The organism is Mesorhizobium sp. (assembly GCF_024509055.1).
GTDB lineage: Bacteria > Pseudomonadota > Alphaproteobacteria > Rhizobiales > Rhizobiaceae > Mesorhizobium.
The window spans coordinates 1-16,773 of record NZ_JANINM010000428.1 but is presented as its reverse complement, the minus strand read 5'-3'; the positions used below and the strand labels follow the sequence as shown (position 1 = coordinate 16,773).

Annotated in this window: 16 protein-coding genes and 1 tRNA gene; 7 read left to right on the top strand and 10 right to left on the bottom strand. The window is 65.6% G+C overall.

Annotated features, from left to right (window positions below; translation table 11 throughout):
- The 3 genes from Q0L57_RS23585 to Q0L57_RS23575 all read left to right on the top strand — a co-directional run.
- The coding region (locus Q0L57_RS23585) for a hypothetical protein (RefSeq protein ID WP_296745462.1) at positions 1-879 on the top strand (879 nt) is incomplete at its 5' end.
- Complete coding sequence (locus Q0L57_RS23580) at positions 821-2,299, top strand: DUF6504 family protein (RefSeq protein ID WP_296745464.1); 1,479 nt, start codon at positions 821-823, stop codon at positions 2,297-2,299. The genes Q0L57_RS23585 and Q0L57_RS23580, both read left to right, overlap by 59 nt.
- Positions 2,296-5,619 (top strand): error-prone DNA polymerase, encoded by a 3,324-nt coding sequence (locus Q0L57_RS23575; protein ID WP_296745461.1) that lies wholly within the window; start codon positions 2,296-2,298, stop codon positions 5,617-5,619. Before Q0L57_RS23580 ends, Q0L57_RS23575 begins: the two co-directional genes overlap by 4 nt.
- A gap of 52 nt (positions 5,620-5,671) precedes the next feature.
- Here the strand turns inward: Q0L57_RS23575 and Q0L57_RS23570 are convergent, their stop codons facing one another.
- From Q0L57_RS23570 to Q0L57_RS23555, 4 genes are all read right to left on the bottom strand, one after another.
- Positions 5,672-5,920, bottom strand: a complete 249-nt coding sequence (locus Q0L57_RS23570) for a Trm112 family protein (protein WP_296745463.1) — start codon at positions 5,918-5,920, stop codon at positions 5,672-5,674.
- A gap of 34 nt (positions 5,921-5,954) precedes the next feature.
- Positions 5,955-6,626 carry an LON peptidase substrate-binding domain-containing protein gene (locus Q0L57_RS23565; protein ID WP_296745460.1) on the bottom strand — a complete coding sequence of 224 codons (672 nt, stop codon included), beginning with the start codon at positions 6,624-6,626 and terminating at the stop codon, positions 5,955-5,957.
- A 175-nt stretch (positions 6,627-6,801) separates the two neighbouring features.
- Positions 6,802-7,800, bottom strand: a complete 999-nt coding sequence (gene trxA, locus Q0L57_RS23560; protein WP_296745459.1) for a thioredoxin — start codon at positions 7,798-7,800, stop codon at positions 6,802-6,804.
- Positions 7,801-7,881: 81 nt separating this feature from the next.
- Positions 7,882-8,379, bottom strand: a complete 498-nt coding sequence (locus Q0L57_RS23555) for a prolyl-tRNA synthetase associated domain-containing protein (RefSeq protein WP_296745458.1) — start codon at positions 8,377-8,379, stop codon at positions 7,882-7,884.
- Between the two features lie 207 nt (positions 8,380-8,586).
- Here Q0L57_RS23555 and Q0L57_RS23550 point away from each other — a divergent pair.
- Positions 8,587-8,661 (top strand) — tRNA-Gly (locus Q0L57_RS23550).
- A gap of 70 nt (positions 8,662-8,731) precedes the next feature.
- Here Q0L57_RS23550 and Q0L57_RS23545 read toward each other — a convergent pair.
- On the bottom strand, positions 8,732-9,028 hold the full coding sequence (locus tag Q0L57_RS23545; RefSeq protein ID WP_296745457.1) for an adenylate cyclase: 297 nt from the start codon (positions 9,026-9,028) through the stop codon (positions 8,732-8,734).
- 330 nt (positions 9,029-9,358) lie between these two features.
- Here Q0L57_RS23545 and Q0L57_RS23540 point away from each other — a divergent pair, with 330 nt between their 5' ends.
- Positions 9,359-10,039 carry a carbonic anhydrase gene (locus Q0L57_RS23540; RefSeq protein ID WP_296745456.1) on the top strand — a complete coding sequence of 227 codons (681 nt, stop codon included), beginning with the start codon at positions 9,359-9,361 and terminating at the stop codon, positions 10,037-10,039.
- Between the two features lie 123 nt (positions 10,040-10,162).
- Here the strand turns inward: Q0L57_RS23540 and Q0L57_RS23535 are convergent, their stop codons facing one another.
- Entirely contained in the window at positions 10,163-10,603 is a 441-nt protein-coding gene (locus tag Q0L57_RS23535) for an Lrp/AsnC family transcriptional regulator (RefSeq protein ID WP_296745455.1), read from the bottom strand.
- A 129-nt stretch (positions 10,604-10,732) separates the two neighbouring features.
- Here Q0L57_RS23535 and rocF point away from each other — a divergent pair, with 129 nt between their 5' ends.
- Both rocF and Q0L57_RS23525 read left to right on the top strand, forming a co-directional pair.
- Positions 10,733-11,665, top strand: coding sequence for an arginase (gene rocF / locus Q0L57_RS23530; protein WP_296745454.1), 933 nt, complete (start codon positions 10,733-10,735; stop codon positions 11,663-11,665).
- Positions 11,666-11,667: 2 nt separating this feature from the next.
- Positions 11,668-12,726 (top strand): ornithine cyclodeaminase, encoded by a 1,059-nt coding sequence (locus Q0L57_RS23525; RefSeq protein ID WP_296745453.1) that lies wholly within the window; start codon positions 11,668-11,670, stop codon positions 12,724-12,726.
- A gap of 17 nt (positions 12,727-12,743) precedes the next feature.
- Here Q0L57_RS23525 and Q0L57_RS23520 read toward each other — a convergent pair whose 3' ends face one another.
- The 4 genes from Q0L57_RS23520 to Q0L57_RS23505 form a co-directional block, all read right to left on the bottom strand.
- Entirely contained in the window at positions 12,744-13,745 is a 1,002-nt protein-coding gene (locus tag Q0L57_RS23520; protein WP_296745452.1) for a substrate-binding domain-containing protein, read from the bottom strand.
- A gap of 13 nt (positions 13,746-13,758) precedes the next feature.
- Positions 13,759-14,775 carry an ABC transporter permease gene (locus tag Q0L57_RS23515; protein ID WP_296745451.1) on the bottom strand — a complete coding sequence of 339 codons (1,017 nt, stop codon included), beginning with the start codon at positions 14,773-14,775 and terminating at the stop codon, positions 13,759-13,761.
- Positions 14,772-16,271, bottom strand: coding sequence for a sugar ABC transporter ATP-binding protein (locus Q0L57_RS23510; protein ID WP_296745450.1), 1,500 nt, complete (start codon positions 16,269-16,271; stop codon positions 14,772-14,774). The genes Q0L57_RS23515 and Q0L57_RS23510 overlap by 4 nt, the downstream gene beginning before the upstream one ends.
- 133 nt (positions 16,272-16,404) lie before the next feature.
- The coding region (locus tag Q0L57_RS23505; RefSeq protein ID WP_296745449.1) for a substrate-binding domain-containing protein at positions 16,405-16,773 on the bottom strand (369 nt) is incomplete at its 5' end.

The following is a 16,773-nucleotide window of genomic DNA, read 5'->3' as shown; positions in this document are numbered from 1 at the left end:
GAGGCTGCCAGGTCGGACATGACGCTTGTCCGGCGCGGCCTTGCCGTGGCCCCGGCGGACGCGTTCCTGCGCACCGGCATCGAACGCTTCGACGCAACCCTTGGCGGCGGCCTGCCCAAGGCGGCGCTCAGTGAAATCCATGGCCTGGAAACCCGCGATGCCGGCGCCGTCGCCGGCTTCGCGCTCTCGCTCGTAAGCATGATCCTTCGGGAGAAGCAGGGCCTGCCGATCCTCTGGGTCGGCACGGCGGAAATTTTCCACGAGGCCGGCCTTCCCTATGCAAGGGGGCTCAGCGCCCTGTTCGGCATCGAACCGGAGCAATTGCTGTTTTCCGAAGCGCCGAAACTGCTCGATGCGCTGTGGATCGCCGAGGAAGCCGCCCGCATGACGGCCTTCGCCGCCGTCATCCTCGAAATCCGCGGCAGTCCGCAACGGCTCGACCTCACCGCCACGCGCCGCCTGCACGCCCGCGCCCAGAATGCCGGCCGTCCGGTGCTTTTGCTGCGCCAGGCCGGCGAGGCCGACCCCACCGCCGCCCCGGTGCGCCTGATCGTTTCTGCGGCGCCCGCGGCAAGCCGCGAAACGATCGCCGGGCCGCTCGCCGGCTCGATCGGCCGCCCCGCCTTCAAAGTCGATATCGGCAAGAGCCGCGCGGCCCTGCCTGGACAATTCACACTGGAGTGGAACCCCGATGAGCACGCTTTTGCAGAAAGAACAGAGAATTCTGTCGCTGTGGTTCCCATACCTCTGCGCGGAGCGGATCCTGCGCCAGCGCCTGGGGCGGTCCTGGCGTTCCCGACCGTCGCATCACCTGCCGCTGGTGGTCAGCCATCGCGACAGCAACGCCCAGCGCATCGCAGCCCTCGACGAGCGGGCTGAGGCGCTGAAGCTGAAGCGCGGCATGGGTATTGCCGACGCGCGCGCCATGCATCCTTCGATCGACGTGGTGGAAGCCGACGCGGAAGCCGACCGCCGCCTGCTCGAAGGCCTTGCCGATTGGTGCGACCGCTACACGCCGCTGGTGGCGATCGACGGCGATGACAGGCTGTTCCTCGATGTCACCGGCTGCACGCATCTGTTCGGCGGCGAACGCGCCATGCAGGACGAGATCCTCACCCGCTTCTTCCAGCAGGGTTTCGATGTCCGCGCCGGACTGGCCTCGACGCCAGGCGCCGCCTGGGCGGCGGCACGCTTCCACGGCGACCGCATCATTGCCAGCGGCGAGGAGGAGGCGCTTCTTTCGCCGCTGCCGCTTTCGGCGCTGCGCATCGCGCCGGAGACCCGCGCCAGCCTCGAAAGCGTCGGCCTGCGCACGGCGGGTGCCGTGATGGCCGCGCCCCGCGCCCCGCTCGCCCGACGCTTCGGGACCGCATTGCTGCTGCGCCTCGACCAGGCGCTCGGCCGGCTCGACGAGGCTGTCTCACCGCGCCTTCCCGTGGCGCCGCTCTCGGTCGAGCGCCATCTTGCCGAACCGGTCATGCTGACCGACGACATCGAACGGCTGGTGAGCCGACTCGCCACGGCGTTGAAAGCCGATCTCGAACGGCGTGGCGAAGGCGCCAGGGCGCTCGCCCTTTTCCTCTTTCGCGTCGACGGCGCCGTCAGCCGCATTGCGGTCGGCACCTCGCGTCCGATGCGCGAACCGGGATTGATCAAGAAACTGTTCCATGAGCGGCTCACCGCGCTGGAGCAGAACATCGACGCCGGCTTCGGCTTCGATCTCGTGCGGCTCTCCGTACTCTCGGTCGCCGCCTTCGACATGCTGCAGGGCGACCTTGCCGGCGATGTGGACGACGATGATGACGACATCGCGCTGTTCGCCGACCGCATCCGCGCCCGCCTCGGCGACGCCGCCGTGCTGAAGCCGGTCGTGGTCGAAAGCCATCTGCCGGAGCGCGCCGTCGCGATCCTCCCTTTCGCGGAAGCGCCGCAAAGGCGGATGCCGCCGAACCGATCCGACCGGTCGGCGCCGCCAATGACCATCTACCCGCCGGAGCGGCCGATGCGCCTGTTCCGTTCCCCAGAGCCGATCGAGGTGCCGGCGACCGAAATCCCCGAGGGTCCGCCGATGAATTTCCGCTGGCGACGCGCGCTCTATCGGGTCGCCCGCGCAGAAGGTCCGGAACGCATCGCCTCCGAATGGTGGCGGCGATTGCCCGGCGAGGAAGAGGCGCCGACCCGCGACTATTACCGCATCGAGGACAGCGAAGGGCGCCGCTACTGGCTCTACCGCCAGGGCCTCTACGGCAGTGCGGCGCAAGCCGCGCCGCGCTGGTTCATGCATGGGGTCTTCGCATGAACGCGCTCACCGCCATCCCCTATGCCGAGTTCGGCATAAGCTCGAATTTCTCCTTCCTGCGCGGCGCCTCGAAGCCTGAGGAGCTGGTGGTCACGGCCAAATTCCATGGCTTCTCCTCGATCGGACTTGCCGACCGCAACACGGTCGCCGGCGTCGTGCGCGCCTGGCAGCAGGCCAGGGTGGAGAAGCTTGCCTATCATCCTGGCTGTCGCCTGGTTTTTCGCGACGGCACGCCGGATATCCTCGCCTATCCCCGCGACCGCAAGGGCTGGGGGCACCTCTGCCGCATGCTCACCCAGGCCAACCTGCGCGACGAGAATGAGAAGGGCGCGACGTTGCTCGAGTTGAACGACCTGCTCGAATGGGGCGACCTGATGTCGTTGGCGGTTCTACCCAACCTGTCCGGCGGCGCCGAGGACAATCTGGTTCTTGTTAGCCGGCTCGAAAATCGTTTTGGCGCCGCGCTTCGTCTTGCCGTGGCGCCGGATTATGCCGGCAATGACCGCTTCCGCGTCGAACAGGCGGCGGCGATTGCCGAGCAGGCCGGCGTTCCGCTGATGGCGACCAACGACGTGCTCTACCATGCCGCCGAGCGCCGTCCGCTGCAGGATGTGCTGACCGCGATCCGCCTCAACACGCCGGTTTCCGAGGTCGGCCTGGAGCTCACGGCCAATGCCGAACGCCATCTGAAGCCGCCGCTGGAGATGGCGCGTCTTTTTCGCCGTCATCCGCAAGCGCTGGCGGAAACGCTGCGCTTCGCGGATGAGCTCACCTTCTCGCTCAGCGATCTCGAATACAATTATCCGGACGAGCCGACCGAATCCGGCCTTGGGCCGCAGGCCGAGCTCGAGCGCCTGGCGCGCGAAGGCGCGGCGCAGCGCTATCCCGCCGGCATCCCTGACCATGTCACACAGCGCATCGACAGCGAGCTCGCCCTGATCGAACGCCTGAACTATGCGCGCTACTTCCTCACCGTCCACGACATCGTCAAATTCGCGCGCGGCAAGGATATCCTTTGCCAGGGCCGGGGCTCGGCCGCCAATTCCATCATCTGTTTCTGCATCGGCATCACCGAAGTCGGGCCGGAGCGGATCGACACGCTGTTCGAACGCTTCATCTCGGAGGAGCGCAACGAGCCGCCCGACATCGATGTCGACTTCGAGCATGAGCGGCGCGAAGAGGTCATCCAGTACATCTACGAAAAATACAGCGCCAAACGCACGGCTTTGGCCGCCGCCGTCATCAGCTATCGCGGCCGCTCGGCGCTGCGCGAAGTGGCCAAGGCCATGGGTCTTTCCGAGGACGTCAGGAGCGCCCTGTCGAGCACGATCTGGGGTTGGTCTACTTCCGAGCTCGGCGAAAGGGAAGCCAATGCCGGCGGCCTCGATCGCACCGATCCGCTGTCGCGCCAGGTGCTGGAGCGCGCCAACGAGATCATGGGCTTTCCCCGCCACCTCTCGCAGCATGTCGGCGGCTTCGTCATCACCCGCGACCGGCTCGACGAGGTCGTCCCCATCGTCAAGACGGCGATGGAGGAGCGCAAGATGGTCGAGTGGGACAAGGACGACCTCGACGCGGTGAAGATCCTCAAGGTGGACGTGCTGGCGCTCGGCATGCTGACCTGCCTGAAACGTGCCTTCACCCTGCTCACCGATCATTACCCGCGGGCGCGGGATGAGTATGGACAGCCCTATGTGCTCGCCACCCTCCCGGAGGAAGACAGGCGCGTCTACGCCATGATCCAGCGCGCCGACACGCTCGGCGTCTTCCAGATCGAATCGCGCGCGCAGATGTCGATGCTGCCGCGCCTCAGGCCGAAGAACTTCTACGACCTCGTCATCGAGGTGGCGATCGTGCGGCCGGGTCCGATCCAGGGCGACATGGTGCATCCCTATCTGCGTAGACGGCAGGGCAAGGAGGATGTGAATTATCCCAACCCGGAGCTGGAGAAGATCTTGGGCAAGACGCTGGGCGTGCCGCTGTTCCAGGAGCAGGCGATGAAGATCGCCATCGTCGCCGGCGGCTTCCGGCCTGGCGAGGCCGACGAACTGCGCCGCGCCATGGCGACCTTCAAGCGCACCGGCACGATCGGCAATTACCGCCAGCGCATGATCGACGGCATGGTCAACAACGGCTACGAGAAGGACTTCGCCGAGCGCTGCTTCAAGCAGATTGAAGGCTTTGGCGAATATGGCTTCCCGGAAAGCCACGCGGCTTCCTTCGCGCTTCTGGTCTATGCCTCCTGCTGGTTCAAGACCTTCTATCCGGACGTCTTCTGCGCCGCGATCCTGAACGCGCAGCCGATGGGATTCTACCAGCCGGCCCAGCTCGTCCGCGACGCGCGCGACCATGGCGTTGAGGTGCGCGAGGTCGACATCAACCATTCCGTCTGGGATTGCACGCTCGAGGACGCCGCCTTCGATCCGTCGCGCATCCTCGCACGTCATACATCGATGCGCGGTGTCATCGAGACGGCTCATGCCGTGCGGCTCGGCTTCCGCCAGATCAAGGGCCTCTCCGAAACACGCATGGAAGCCGTCGTCGCGCAGCGCGGCGATGGTTACGTGTCGGTCCGGGATGTCTGGCTGCGTTCGGGCCTCGATGTCGGCGAGATCGAACGGCTCGCCGAAGCCGATGCCTTCCGCTCGCTCGGCCTCGACCGCCGCGCAGCCCTTTGGGAAGTGCGCGCGCTCGACGGCAAAAGTGCCGCCGAAAAGCTACCGCTCTTTGACCAGCCGACGCTGCGTCTGCGGGAGCTGGAACCGGAAACGAAGCTGCCGAAAATGCCGCTCGGCGAGCATGTCGTCCACGACTACCGCTCGCTCGGCCTTTCCCTGAAGGCGCATCCCGTGGCCTTCCTGCGCGAGCGGCTGACCCGTGCCGGCATCACGCCCAATGCCGAGCTGCCCTCGGTGCGCGACGGGCGCCGCGTTTCCGTCGCCGGTCTCGTGCTGGTGCGGCAGCGTCCGGGCAAGGGCAACGCGATCTTCCTCACCCTGGAGGACGAAAAATCGATCGCCAATGTCATCATCTGGCCACGCGTCTTCGATCGCTTCCGCTCGGTGGTGATGGGCGCGCGCTTCATCCGGGTCTCCGGCAAGCTGCAGCATGAATCGGACGTCATCCACATCGTCGCCGACAGGATCGAGGACCTTACGCCCTGGCTGAGCGCGCTTTTGCAGGCACCCACTATAGAGCATCAACCCGCGGGGCTTTCCGAACGGCCGGAGCGTCAGGCAAGCCTGCCCGTCCGGCAGGACATCGCGACGTTGTCTGGCGCGGCCCAGGAGGTCATGCCCAAGGGCCGGAACTTTCAGTGAGGCACAGACGCCTTCGTTATCCTGGAGCGCAACAGGGACAGGCTTCGCCCAATCACGATGGCCCGCTCAATCGCGGTGGCGGCGGTGCAAGCAGGTCCTCGGCCGAGATCGCGCGCGCTTCCGAGGGCAGCATGATCGGGATGCCGTCGCGCACCGGGTAGGCGAGCTTCGCCACCCGCGAGATCAGCTCGCCGCGTTCCGGATCCCAACTCAGCGGCCCCTTGGTCAGCGGGCAGGCGAGCAACTCCAGCAATCTCGGGTCGACCATGGCTTTCCGCCCGTCGCGTCCGTCCGCCGCCATGATGTCCTCTTCCCAGCCCAGATGTGCCGCCATTCTACTGGAGGCTCGAGCCAAAGTCCTCACCCTCGCGCGCCAGCGTCATTTCGGTGATGGCGATCAACGTCTCGGCCCGCGTCTTCAGGTCGGCGGCCTCGAGCAGCGCCTGTTTTTCGGCCGGACCGTAAGGCGCCATCATCGAAAGCGCATTGACCAGCATGGCGTTCTCGGCGCGGCTGACGCTTTCCCAGTCGGCTTCGAGATCGTTGGCCTGGAGATAGGCGCGAAACGCCTTGAGCAGGGCCGGCCGATCGACATCCGCGCCGGCCTGGTCCTCTTCGAGATCGGCGAGGAACGGCGCGATCCGGCACTGCCGGAACGGTGTCTTCACCGTCATCTCATGCGTCGTCCGGAAGCGGCAGACGCCCTGCAGCGAGATCAGGTAGCGGCCGTCGCCGGTCTCGGTCAGCGAAATGATGCGTCCAGCGCAGCCGACGCTGCACAGCTCCGGCTCGCCGTCGCCGCGCAGCGCGCCGTCGAGGCTGGGCTGGATCATGCCGATCAGCCGGGCGCCTCCAATCGCCTCGTCCACCATCTGCAGGTAGCGCGGCTCGAAAATGTTGAGCGGCATGCGCCCGCCCGGCAGAAGCAGCGCTCCGGCGAGCGGAAACACCGGGATCGCCGCCGGAAAATCCTTCGCCAGCCGGTAGCGGGCGTTTCCGACCTGCACCTCAACCCTCCGAATGTGTTGCCGGCAACAATGTCAAACCTGCAATCTCCTCTGTCGCAGCCGGGCGCATGCAAGTCGCTTCATTGGCGGGAGCAGGCCACGGTCGGCCTGCTGCCTATCTGGCGCGCTCACGTGACGCCGCAAGACCGCCCGGCAAATAAAGCCGGCAAAGCGGTCAGGAGAACAGCAGCGACGACAGCCTGCGCCGCGCCGAAAGCGTCGCCTCGTCGGTCATTCCCCACGCTTCGAAGAACTTCAACAGCTGCGCCCGCGCGCCGTCGTCGTTCCATGTCCGGTCGGCCTTGACGATCGCCAGCAGGTTCTCGGCGGCCTTCATCCGCTCGCCATGCGCGTTCTGGACCATCGCCAGATCGAAGCGCGCCTGGTGATCGTTCGGATCGGCAGCGAGCCGGCGTTCGAACTCAGCCGGGTTGCCGAGTGCTGCGGCCTGCGCGGCAAGCGTCATCCTGGCGCGCAGCGCGGCAAGCGCCGGCGCGTCCCTCTTGTCCTCCGGCGCACGCGCAAGCACAGCCTCGGCGCCCTGGCTGTCACCGGCATCGAACAGGATCTCGCCCAGGCCCGCCACCGCCTCGATCGTCTCCGGCGCCTGCTCCAGGATCGCGTCATAGATGTCGGCGGCGGTCTGGACGTCCCCGGCTGCTCGCGCTTCCGCGGCGACGGCCAGCGCATCGGTGATCTGCGGCGCACCGCCGCCCTTGCCGCCGACCTTCTGGATGAATTGCGTGATCTGGCTTTCGGGAACCGCGCCCATGAAGCCGTCCACCGGCTGGCCGTCCTTGAAGGCGATGACCGCCGGTATCGACTGGATGCCCAGCTGGCCCGCGACCGAGGGGTGGTCGTCGATATTCATCTTGACCAGCTTGACCTTGCCGCCCGCGGCCTTGACCGCCTTTTCGAGCTGCGGCGTCAGCTGCTTGCACGGACCGCACCACGGCGCCCAGAAGTCGACCAGCACCGGCTGGCGGCGTGATTCCTGGATGACGTCCGCGGCAAAGGTGGCCGTGGTCGTGTCCTTGATCAGCTCTGCCGCCGTCGGCGCCTCGCCGAGCGAGAGCTTCGCCTTCTCGCCCTCCGTTCCGCCATACTGCACGGTCTGGGCGTACTGGCCGCCACTGGCGCCATATGAGCCGTTGAACGGGTTGTTGTCACTCATGTCGTCGCCCTTTCGGTCGCGCCGCCGCCAACGGGGCGCGGCGCGTCATTGTCGGATTTCGGTTTCGCCCACATGTGGCGATCAGCCCGAGACTTTCAAGATAACAGGATCGTGGCCGGTTGCCTCGACGAATCTGATCAGATCGGCGGCGGCAATGGCCGTCGTCGCCTCATTGGTGAGCGGATGGCCGTTGATGACGTCGTGGCTCATCAACTCCTGGTCGAGAACGACCTTGACCCGCCCGGCCGCATCATTGATCAGGCCGAAGACGGTGACCGCGCCCGGAATGACGCCGAGCAGCTCCATCAGCATTTCCGGCTTGCCGAACGAAACCCGGCTGGCCGCGCCTATCAGTTGATGGATCTGCTTGAGATCGACCACGGCCTCCTCGCCGACGGTGACGAGGAAATAATTGTCCTTCTTGTCCTTCAGGAAGAGGTTCTTGGTATGACCGCCGGGAATCTCGCCGCGCAGCGCCTGCGAATCGGCGACCGTGAACAGCGCCGGGTGCCTGACCGTGGTGACGGAAATGCCGAGATCGGCAAGAAAGGCGTTGAGCTCGGCTTCGGTCTTCGGCATCGGTCCTCACAACTGCAGGGGTCATGCCGTTTACGGCCAATCGTGGCAATGGGGCAAGGCCGACACGGCCCGACCTGGGCGATCTGCGCGCCCATGCCCCGCCAGACCGGCGCCTTTTGGCTGCGGCCAAAAAGACCGTCATTTCCCTGTTGCAATCGCCGCGCTCTTCGGCCATATAGGCGCGGCTTGCGGCCCAAGGCCGCGCGAGCGGGTGTAGCTCAGGGGTAGAGCACAACCTTGCCAAGGTTGGGGTCGGGCGTTCGAATCGCCTCACCCGCTCCAGTTTCCCTCAGGGGATCAAGCAAACGAAAAGCCGCGGTTTGCCGCGGCTTTTTCGCTTTCAGGCTGCCACTTAGTGATTGTGCGACTGCTGGAACCCGGCGACGTCGTACTGAGCCACGCTCTTCGGATTCTTCGAGTTCTGCGGCTGTTGGCCTGCATAGTGCGTTCCAGCGTTCCCATCAGGGTTGAAGGCCGAACCCGGGGCGGAGGCGGCGTGTCCTGGCGTGGCGCTCCCCGTCTGAAGGCTGCCGATCGTTTGGCTGGGCTGGCCCGTCGTGCCTGTCACGGTGTGGACATCGGTGGCCAGGGCCATGCCGGTGGAGGCTACGAACAGCCCGGCCATTATCGGTGCGAGGAGATGTTTCATGGTGTTCTCCTAAAAGCGTTTGGATTTCAGGAGGCGCGCTCGGGTCTTGAGCGCAGCCGGCGGTTAAACATCACAAACGCTCTTCGCACCATCATTCATCCCTAGGCATCGCCAAATCGCGAAGTCGCGCGACACTGCCGAGGGTTCGATGGCCGCAATATGAGAGATTGCTAATATTGCTATTCCAGCTAATCTCCGCGTCGGCAGGGGTGGTCCAGCTCGGCCATCCCCCAAATCAAAGCGGGAGGAGTGACGTTGATGAACGGACTGGAGGCATGTCAGGGACCGGGCTGTGGCTGTCATAGCCATGCAAATGTCGATGGAGCGGCCGTGTCCTTCTCGCGCCGTCGCCTGCTGGGCGCCACGCTTGCGGGTGCAGCGGCCAGCGTGATCGTCGGCGCCACGGCGGAACTCGCGGTGCCTACGGCCGCGATGGCGCAGAGCACCAAGACACCGGCCGAGGCGCTGCAGGCCCTGATGGACGGCAATCAGCGCTTTATCGACCGGAAGCTGACCTTCTACGAAGAAGACCTTGCGATCCTGCAACAGAACACGGCGGAAAAGCAGGAGCCTTTTGCCAGTGTGCTCTCCTGCGCCGATTCGCGCGTGCCGGTGGAGCTGATCTTCGATCAGAGCATCGGCCATGTGTTCGTCAACCGCGTCGCCGGCAACATCGCGACCTCCGAGATTATCGCCAGCATCGAATACGGCGCGGCCGTGCTGGGGACCAAGGTGATCGTGGTGCTGGGCCATGGCAATTGCGGCGCCGTCCAGGCCACCATCGACGGCAAGGCGGTGCCAGGGCAGATCAGTTCGCTTTACCGGTACATCCGCCCCGCGATCAACGAGGCTGGCGCCGACCTCAAGGCGGCAACGGCGGCCAACGCAAAGATCCAGGCACAGCTTCTCAGGGAGTCCTCGCCGGTACTCGCGGGCCTTGTGAAGGACGGCAAGCTCTCGGTCGTGGCGGCCTTTTTCGATGTCGAAAGCGGCAAGGTGACGCTGCTTTAGAGCAATTCCAGGAAAAGTGTGAAACGGTTTTCCGTCCGGATTGCGTAAAAACAAAGAGATAGAGCCTTTCGCCGTTTCCATGAAACGGTGAAAGGCTCTAATCCAAGGCCGCGCCTCCGGAAACTAAGCGAGCCTCGCCCTTGTTGTCCTCGGCGTCGCCAGCAGCAGGCTGGTCTCGCTCCCCGTTATCCCGGGGATTAGCCTTATCCTGCGCAGCACCGCGTCGAAGTCGGTGAGCGAGGCGGTGCCCAGTTCCACCACCAGATCCCAGCGGCCATTGGTGGTGTGGACGGTCGAGACTTCCGGAAAGCCGCCCAGCGCCCGGATGACACGGTCGGCGGCATGGCCCTCGATCTCGATCAGCATGACTCCGCGAATGCGCTGGTCGACCGCGTCGGCGCGCAACACCACCGTATAGCCGATGATCTCGCCCGATTTTTCCAGCCGCTCCATGCGCGCCCTGACCGTGGCGCGCGAGACGCCGAGGTCGACCGCGAGGTCAGAGACGCTGCGCCGCGCATCGTGCCTCAGCAGCGTCACCAGTCTTTCGTCGAGTACATCCATGATTGTCCATTTCGATCAGAGTATATGTCCAATATGATAGGCCATTCTTCGCGAAATGCCAATTTTGCCTGTTCAAACCGCCAGGCTTCGATGATCCAATCGCGCGATCAATCGAAAGGCGGGAAAATCATGCGCTGCAGGATCGTAGGCGCGCCGGTGCAGGACGGCGCGGGCAGGATGGGATGCGAGATGGGGCCAAGCGCGCTCCGCACCGCGGGGCTCGTCTCGGTGCTTTCCGAGCTCGGCCACGAGGTCGAGGACTGGGGCGCGGTGCAGAAAGCGGTCGCCCGCCCTGTCATCCATGGCAATCTCGCGCTGAAGGCCTTGCCGGAGATCGCCGCCTGGACGACGGCGATTGCCGAAACCGCTTACGAGGCTTCCCTGGACGCCATGCCGATCTTCCTCGGCGGCGACCACTCGATCTCCGCCGGCACGGTGTCCGGCGTGGCGCGCCGGGCCGCCGAACGCGGTCGCCCGCTCTTCGTGCTCTGGCTCGACGCCCATCCCGATTTCCACACGCTCGACACCACCGCCAGCGGCAACCTGCACGGCGTGCCGCTCGCCTATGCCAGCGGGCGCCACGGCTTCCAGGGTTATTTCCCCGACCTGGCCACCCCCGTCGACCCCGCCCGCATCTGCGCCATCGGCCTGCGCAGCGTCGATCCGGCCGAGCGCCACGCGCTGGGCGAGGCGGGCGTCACCGTGCACGACATGCGCGCCATCGACGAGCACGGCATCGCGCCGCTGCTGCGCGCCTTCCTGGCGGCCGTCGAGAAGGAAAACGGCCTGCTGCATGTCAGCCTCGATGTCGACTTCCTCGACCCGTCGATCGCGCCGGCGGTCGGCACCACCGTTCCCGGCGGCGCGACTTTCCGCGAGGCGCACCTTGTGATGGAGATGCTGTCGGACAGCGGCCTCGTCTCAAGCCTCGACCTCGTCGAGCTGAACCCGTTCCTGGATGAGCGCGGCCGCACCGCGACCCTGATGGTCGACCTCACCGCCAGCCTGATGGGCCGCCGCATCATGGACCGCCCGACCCGCAGCCACTCCGGAAGCATTTGAGCATGACCCAGCCTTCGCGCCTCGCCATCGTCCCCTTCGTCAGCGTCGACCGCATGATGAAGCTTGTGCTCACCGTTGGAGTCGAGCGGTTCCTGACCGAGCTTGCAGCCTATATCGAGGAGGATTTCCGCCGCTGGGAGCTGTTCGACAAGACGCCGCGCATCGCCTCGCACAGCCATGACGGCGTCATCGAGCTGATGCCGACCAGCGACGGCCGCCTCTACGGTTTCAAATATGTCAACGGCCATCCCAAGAACATGCGCGAGGGCCGCCAGACCGTCACCGCCTTCGGCGTGCTGGCCGATGTCGGCTCCGGCTATCCGATGCTGTTGACCGAGATGACGATCCTGACCGCGCTGCGCACCGCGGCCACCTCCGCCGTCGCGGCCAAATACCTCGCGCCGAAGGGCAGCCAAGCCATGGCCATCATCGGCAATGGCGCCCAGTCCGAGTTCCAGGCCATCGCCTTCAAGGCGCTGCTCGGCATCGACCGGCTGCGGCTTTACGACATAGACCGCACTGCCTCGGAAAAATGCGCCCGCAACCTCGCCGGCAAGGGTTTCGACATCACCATCTGCTCGACCGGGCAAGAGGCAGTGGAAGGCGTCGACATCATCACCACAGTGACGGCCGACAAGCAGTACGCCACCATCCTGACCGACAACATGGTCGGCTCCGGCGTCCATATCAACGCCGTCGGCGGCGACTGTCCCGGCAAGACGGAGCTGCATCGCGACATCCTCTTGCGCTCCGACATCTTCGTCGAGTTCCCGCCGCAGACACGCATCGAGGGCGAGATCCAGCAGCTCGACGCCGACCATCCGGTGACCGAGCTGTGGCAGGTGATGACCGGCCAGGCCAAGGGACGCACGACGGCGGAGCAGATCACGCTGTTCGATTCCGTCGGCTTCGCCACCGAGGATTTTTCAGCCCTGCGCTACGTCCGCGACCAGCTCAAGGCAACCGGCCTTTACGAGGAGCTCGACTTGCTCGCCGATCCCGACGAACCGCGCGACCTGTTCGGTATGCTGCTCAGGGCCGCCCTGCAGTCGGCGGCGTAAGCGAATAGCCCGGCGTGCTATTTGCGCGCCGGCGCGCAGCTTTCCCTCTCGACCAGCACCGGCGCCAGCACCTCGCGCCTTGAGGGCGCCGTCGGCTCGCCGAGCCGCTCCAGCAGCAGGCTGACCGCCCGCGTGCCGATAAATTCCACCGGCTGCGCGATCGTCGTCAGCGGCGGCCATGTGGTGACGGCATAGGGAATGTCGTCGAAGCCGATCATCGAGATGTCGTCGGGGACGCGCAGACCGCGCGAACGCAGCGCGGTGATCGCCCCCATGGCCATCAGGTCGTTGCAGGCAAAGACCGCGCTGATCCCCGGCGCCTGCTCCATCAGCCGCTCCATCGCCAGCCGGCCGCCGGCGAAATGGTAGTCGGAATCGACGATCGATGCGGCCGGCAGCTCGAGCCCGGCCTCCTCGAGCGCCCTGATGAAGCCGCGCAGGCGGGCCGGGCTGGAACTCGAATCGCGAGGGCCGCCTATGACGCCGATGTTGCGATGACCGAGCCCGACAAGATACCGGCCGGCGAGATAGCCGCCGTGATCGTGGTCGACCAGCACCGAGTCGACATGCACGGAATGGATCTCGCGGTCGAGCAGCACCGCCGGCACACTGGGGAGCAGCCGCGCGAACACCCGCGCATGGTCGGAGGAACCGGCGAAGATCAGCCCGTCGATCTGCTTGGCCATCAGCACCGAGAGATAACGCTCCTCCTTCTCGGCATTGCCGTCGGAATTGCACAGGATCACCGTATAGCCGGCGACGAAGCCCGCGTCCTCGATCTGGCGCGCCACGCTGGCGAAGAACGGATTGGAATTGTCGGGAAGCAGCAGCCCGATGGTCTTGGTCTCGCCGCGCCGCAGGCTCCGCGCCACCGAGTTCGGGCTGTAGCGCAGCGCCGCGATCGCGGCGCGCACCCGCTCCGCCGTCTCGGGCTCGACATGGCGCGTGCGGTTCATCACATGTGAGACCGTTGCGACGGATACCCCCGCGTGGCGTGCGACATCGGCAATCGTCGTCATGGCCCTGGTCTCCCTAGCGAATCTTGCGCAACAGCCGCTCCCGGTATGCGTCGAGGATGACGGCAAGCACAATCACAAGCCCGATCACGATCGGTTTGAAATTGTCGCCGACGCCGAGCAGCTGCAGCCCGGTCGAGAGCACCTGCAGGATGCAGGCGCCGACGAGCGTGCCGATGATGGAGCCCTTGCCGCCGCTCAGGCTGGTGCCGCCGATGATGACGGCGGCGATCGCGTTGAGCTCGTAGCCGACACCGGCGATCGGGCTGCCGATGTTGAGGCGCAACAGATAGACCATGGCTGCGATGCCCGCGGTGAGCCCGCTGATGGTGAAAGCCGCGACCTTGTAGAAATCCGGATTGTGGCCGGAGAGCCGCACCGCCTCGTCATTGGTGCCGACGGCGAAGATCATGCGGCCGAACACGGTGAAGCGCAGCACGAACCAACCGGCGGCGATGACCAGCACCGCGACCAGGAAGATCGACGGCAGGAAGCCGCCGATGATCAGGTTGCCGAAATCGACGAAGCTTTGCGGCAGGCCGGTGATGGTCGAATTGTCGCTGACGACGCGGGCCGCGCCCGCGGCCATGTTCAGCATGCCGAGCGTGACGATGAAGGAGGGGATCTTCCAGCGCGTCGAGATCCAGCCGTTGAGAAAGCCGCACACCGCCCCGGTCGCCATGCAGGCGAGCAGCGCCAGCGTGATCGCCACCGCCGGCGACAGGCTCTCGTTGATCATCACAGTCGCCCCGACCACGGTGCAGAGCGCCAGCACCGAACCAACCGAAAGGTCGATGCCGCCGGTGAGGATGACGAAGGTCATGCCGGCGGCAAGCACAGTGTTGATCGCGATCTGCACGAAGATCTTCAGCGCATTGCCGGGCGTCGCGAAATAGGGCGCGCTCACCGAGAAGAACAAGGTGATGAGCACCAGCGCCAGAAGCACGCCGGCGTCGCGGATCAGGAAGCGCAGGAACTTCGCCCGTCCGGGGGAAACAGGCGTCGACACGATGGATTCTGACGTCTCGCTCATGGTCGCACATACTCCTGGTAGGCGAGCGAAAGGATGCGCTCCTGGTCGAACTCGGCGCGCGGCACCTCGCCGACGATCTTGTTTTTGGAAAAGACGATGATGCGGTGGCACATGCCCATCAGCTCGGGCAGGTCGGACGACACCATGATGATGCCCTTCTGCTGAGCCGCCAGCATCCAGAGCAATTGGTAGATCTCGCGCCGCGCGCCGATATCGACGCCGCGCGTCGGCTCGTCGAGGATCAGCGTCGAGGTGCCGCGGAACAGCCATTTGGCCAGCACCACCTTCTGCTGGTTGCCGCCGGACAGGTTGCGCACCGCCTGCTCGATCGAGCTCGTCTTGACGCGCAGCTGGCCTACGAGGTCGTTTGCCGCCGCCGTCTCGGCCTGGCGGTTGAGCAAGCCGTGGTGTGAAACCTTGCCGAGGTCGGTGATGGTGATGTTCTTGTCGACCGCCATGTCGAGCAGCAGGCCCTGTCCCTTGCGGTCCTCGGTGAGCAGGCTCAAGCCATGCCGTACGGCATCCTTGGGCGCCGCGATCGCCACCGGCTTTCCGTCGATCTGGATGACGCCGTCGAGCTTGGGATCAGCGCCGAACAGAGCGCGCATGGCCTCCGTCCGGCCGCTGCCGACCAGCCCGGCTATGCCCAGGATCTCTCCATGCCGCACATCGAAGGAGATGGCGGGCGTCGTCGCATCGCGCTTCAGGTTGGCGACGCTCAGCGCTACCGCGCCCGGCTCAATCGCGGCGTCGAAGCCATATTCGTCGGCGATGTCGCGGCCGATCATCATGCGCACAAGATCGGGGACGGTGAGCCCATGGAGGTCGCGCGTCGCGACGAGCTTGCCATTGCGCAGGACAGTCACCCGGTCGCCGATCTCGAACACCTCATGCAGGCGGTGCGAGATGTAGATGATGGTGACGCCCTTGGCCTTCAGCCGCTTGATGATGGCGAAGAGCCGTTCGATCTCCGGCGGCGTCAGCGTCGCCGTCGGCTCGTCGAGGACGAGCAGCTTGCCGTCATAGCTCAGCGCCTTGGCGATCTCGACCAGTTGCATCTGGGCGACGCCGAGCGCCTCGACGCGAGTGCGCGGATCGATGTCGAGGCCGACCTCCTCGAGCAGCGCCACGGCGCGGCTGTTGAGCGCCTTTCGGTCGACGATGCCGAAGGCGCGGCGCGGCAGGTTTTCCAGCATCAAATTCTCGGCGATGCTGAGATAGGGCAGGAGGTTGAGCTCCTGGTGCACGATGCGGATGCCGCTTTGCTGCGCGTCATGCGGCGTCTTCGGATGGTAGGGCGCGCTATTGAAGGCGATTGTCCCGCTGTCCGGCTGATAGATGCCGGCGAGCAGCTTGATCAGCGTCGACTTGCCGGCGCCGTTCTCGCCGAGGATGATGTGGGTCTCGCCACGCGCGATCGACAGCGAGACGTCGCTCAGCGCGACGGCGCCCGGAAAGATCTTTCCGACCCCTGCAAGGGAGAGAATCGCGTCCATGGCCAGCGGAATCCTAAACCGAGCCCTTCCGCCGCGATAGCGGCGCGGGCGAATCGTCACCGCCGCCGGAATTGCCGGCGGCGATGATGAGGAAGCGGAGCGATGGCATCGGCCCAGCCGATGCCGACGCGCCTCAGGCGGTGATCAGCTTGATGTCGGTCTTGACCCAGCCGGAGAATTTCTCGCCGGCGAGTTCGCGCAGGCCGTAGTCGATGCCCATGGCCGCCATCTGCGCGCCATACTGCTCGACCGTGGCCAGCATCTTGCCGCTCTTCAGCAGCGGGCCGACGGCCGGGATGTTGTCGAAGCCGACGACCTTGATCTGGCCGGACTTGCCGGCCGCGTCGATCGCCTTGACGACGCCAAGCGCCATCGAGTCGTTGGCCGCCATCACACCCTGGATGTCCGGATGCTGGGTAAGGAAGTTGGTCATCAGCGTGTTGGCTTCCTCGGTCTCCCAATGCGCGGTCTTGGAGTCGAGCAGGTCGAGGCCGTTTTCCTT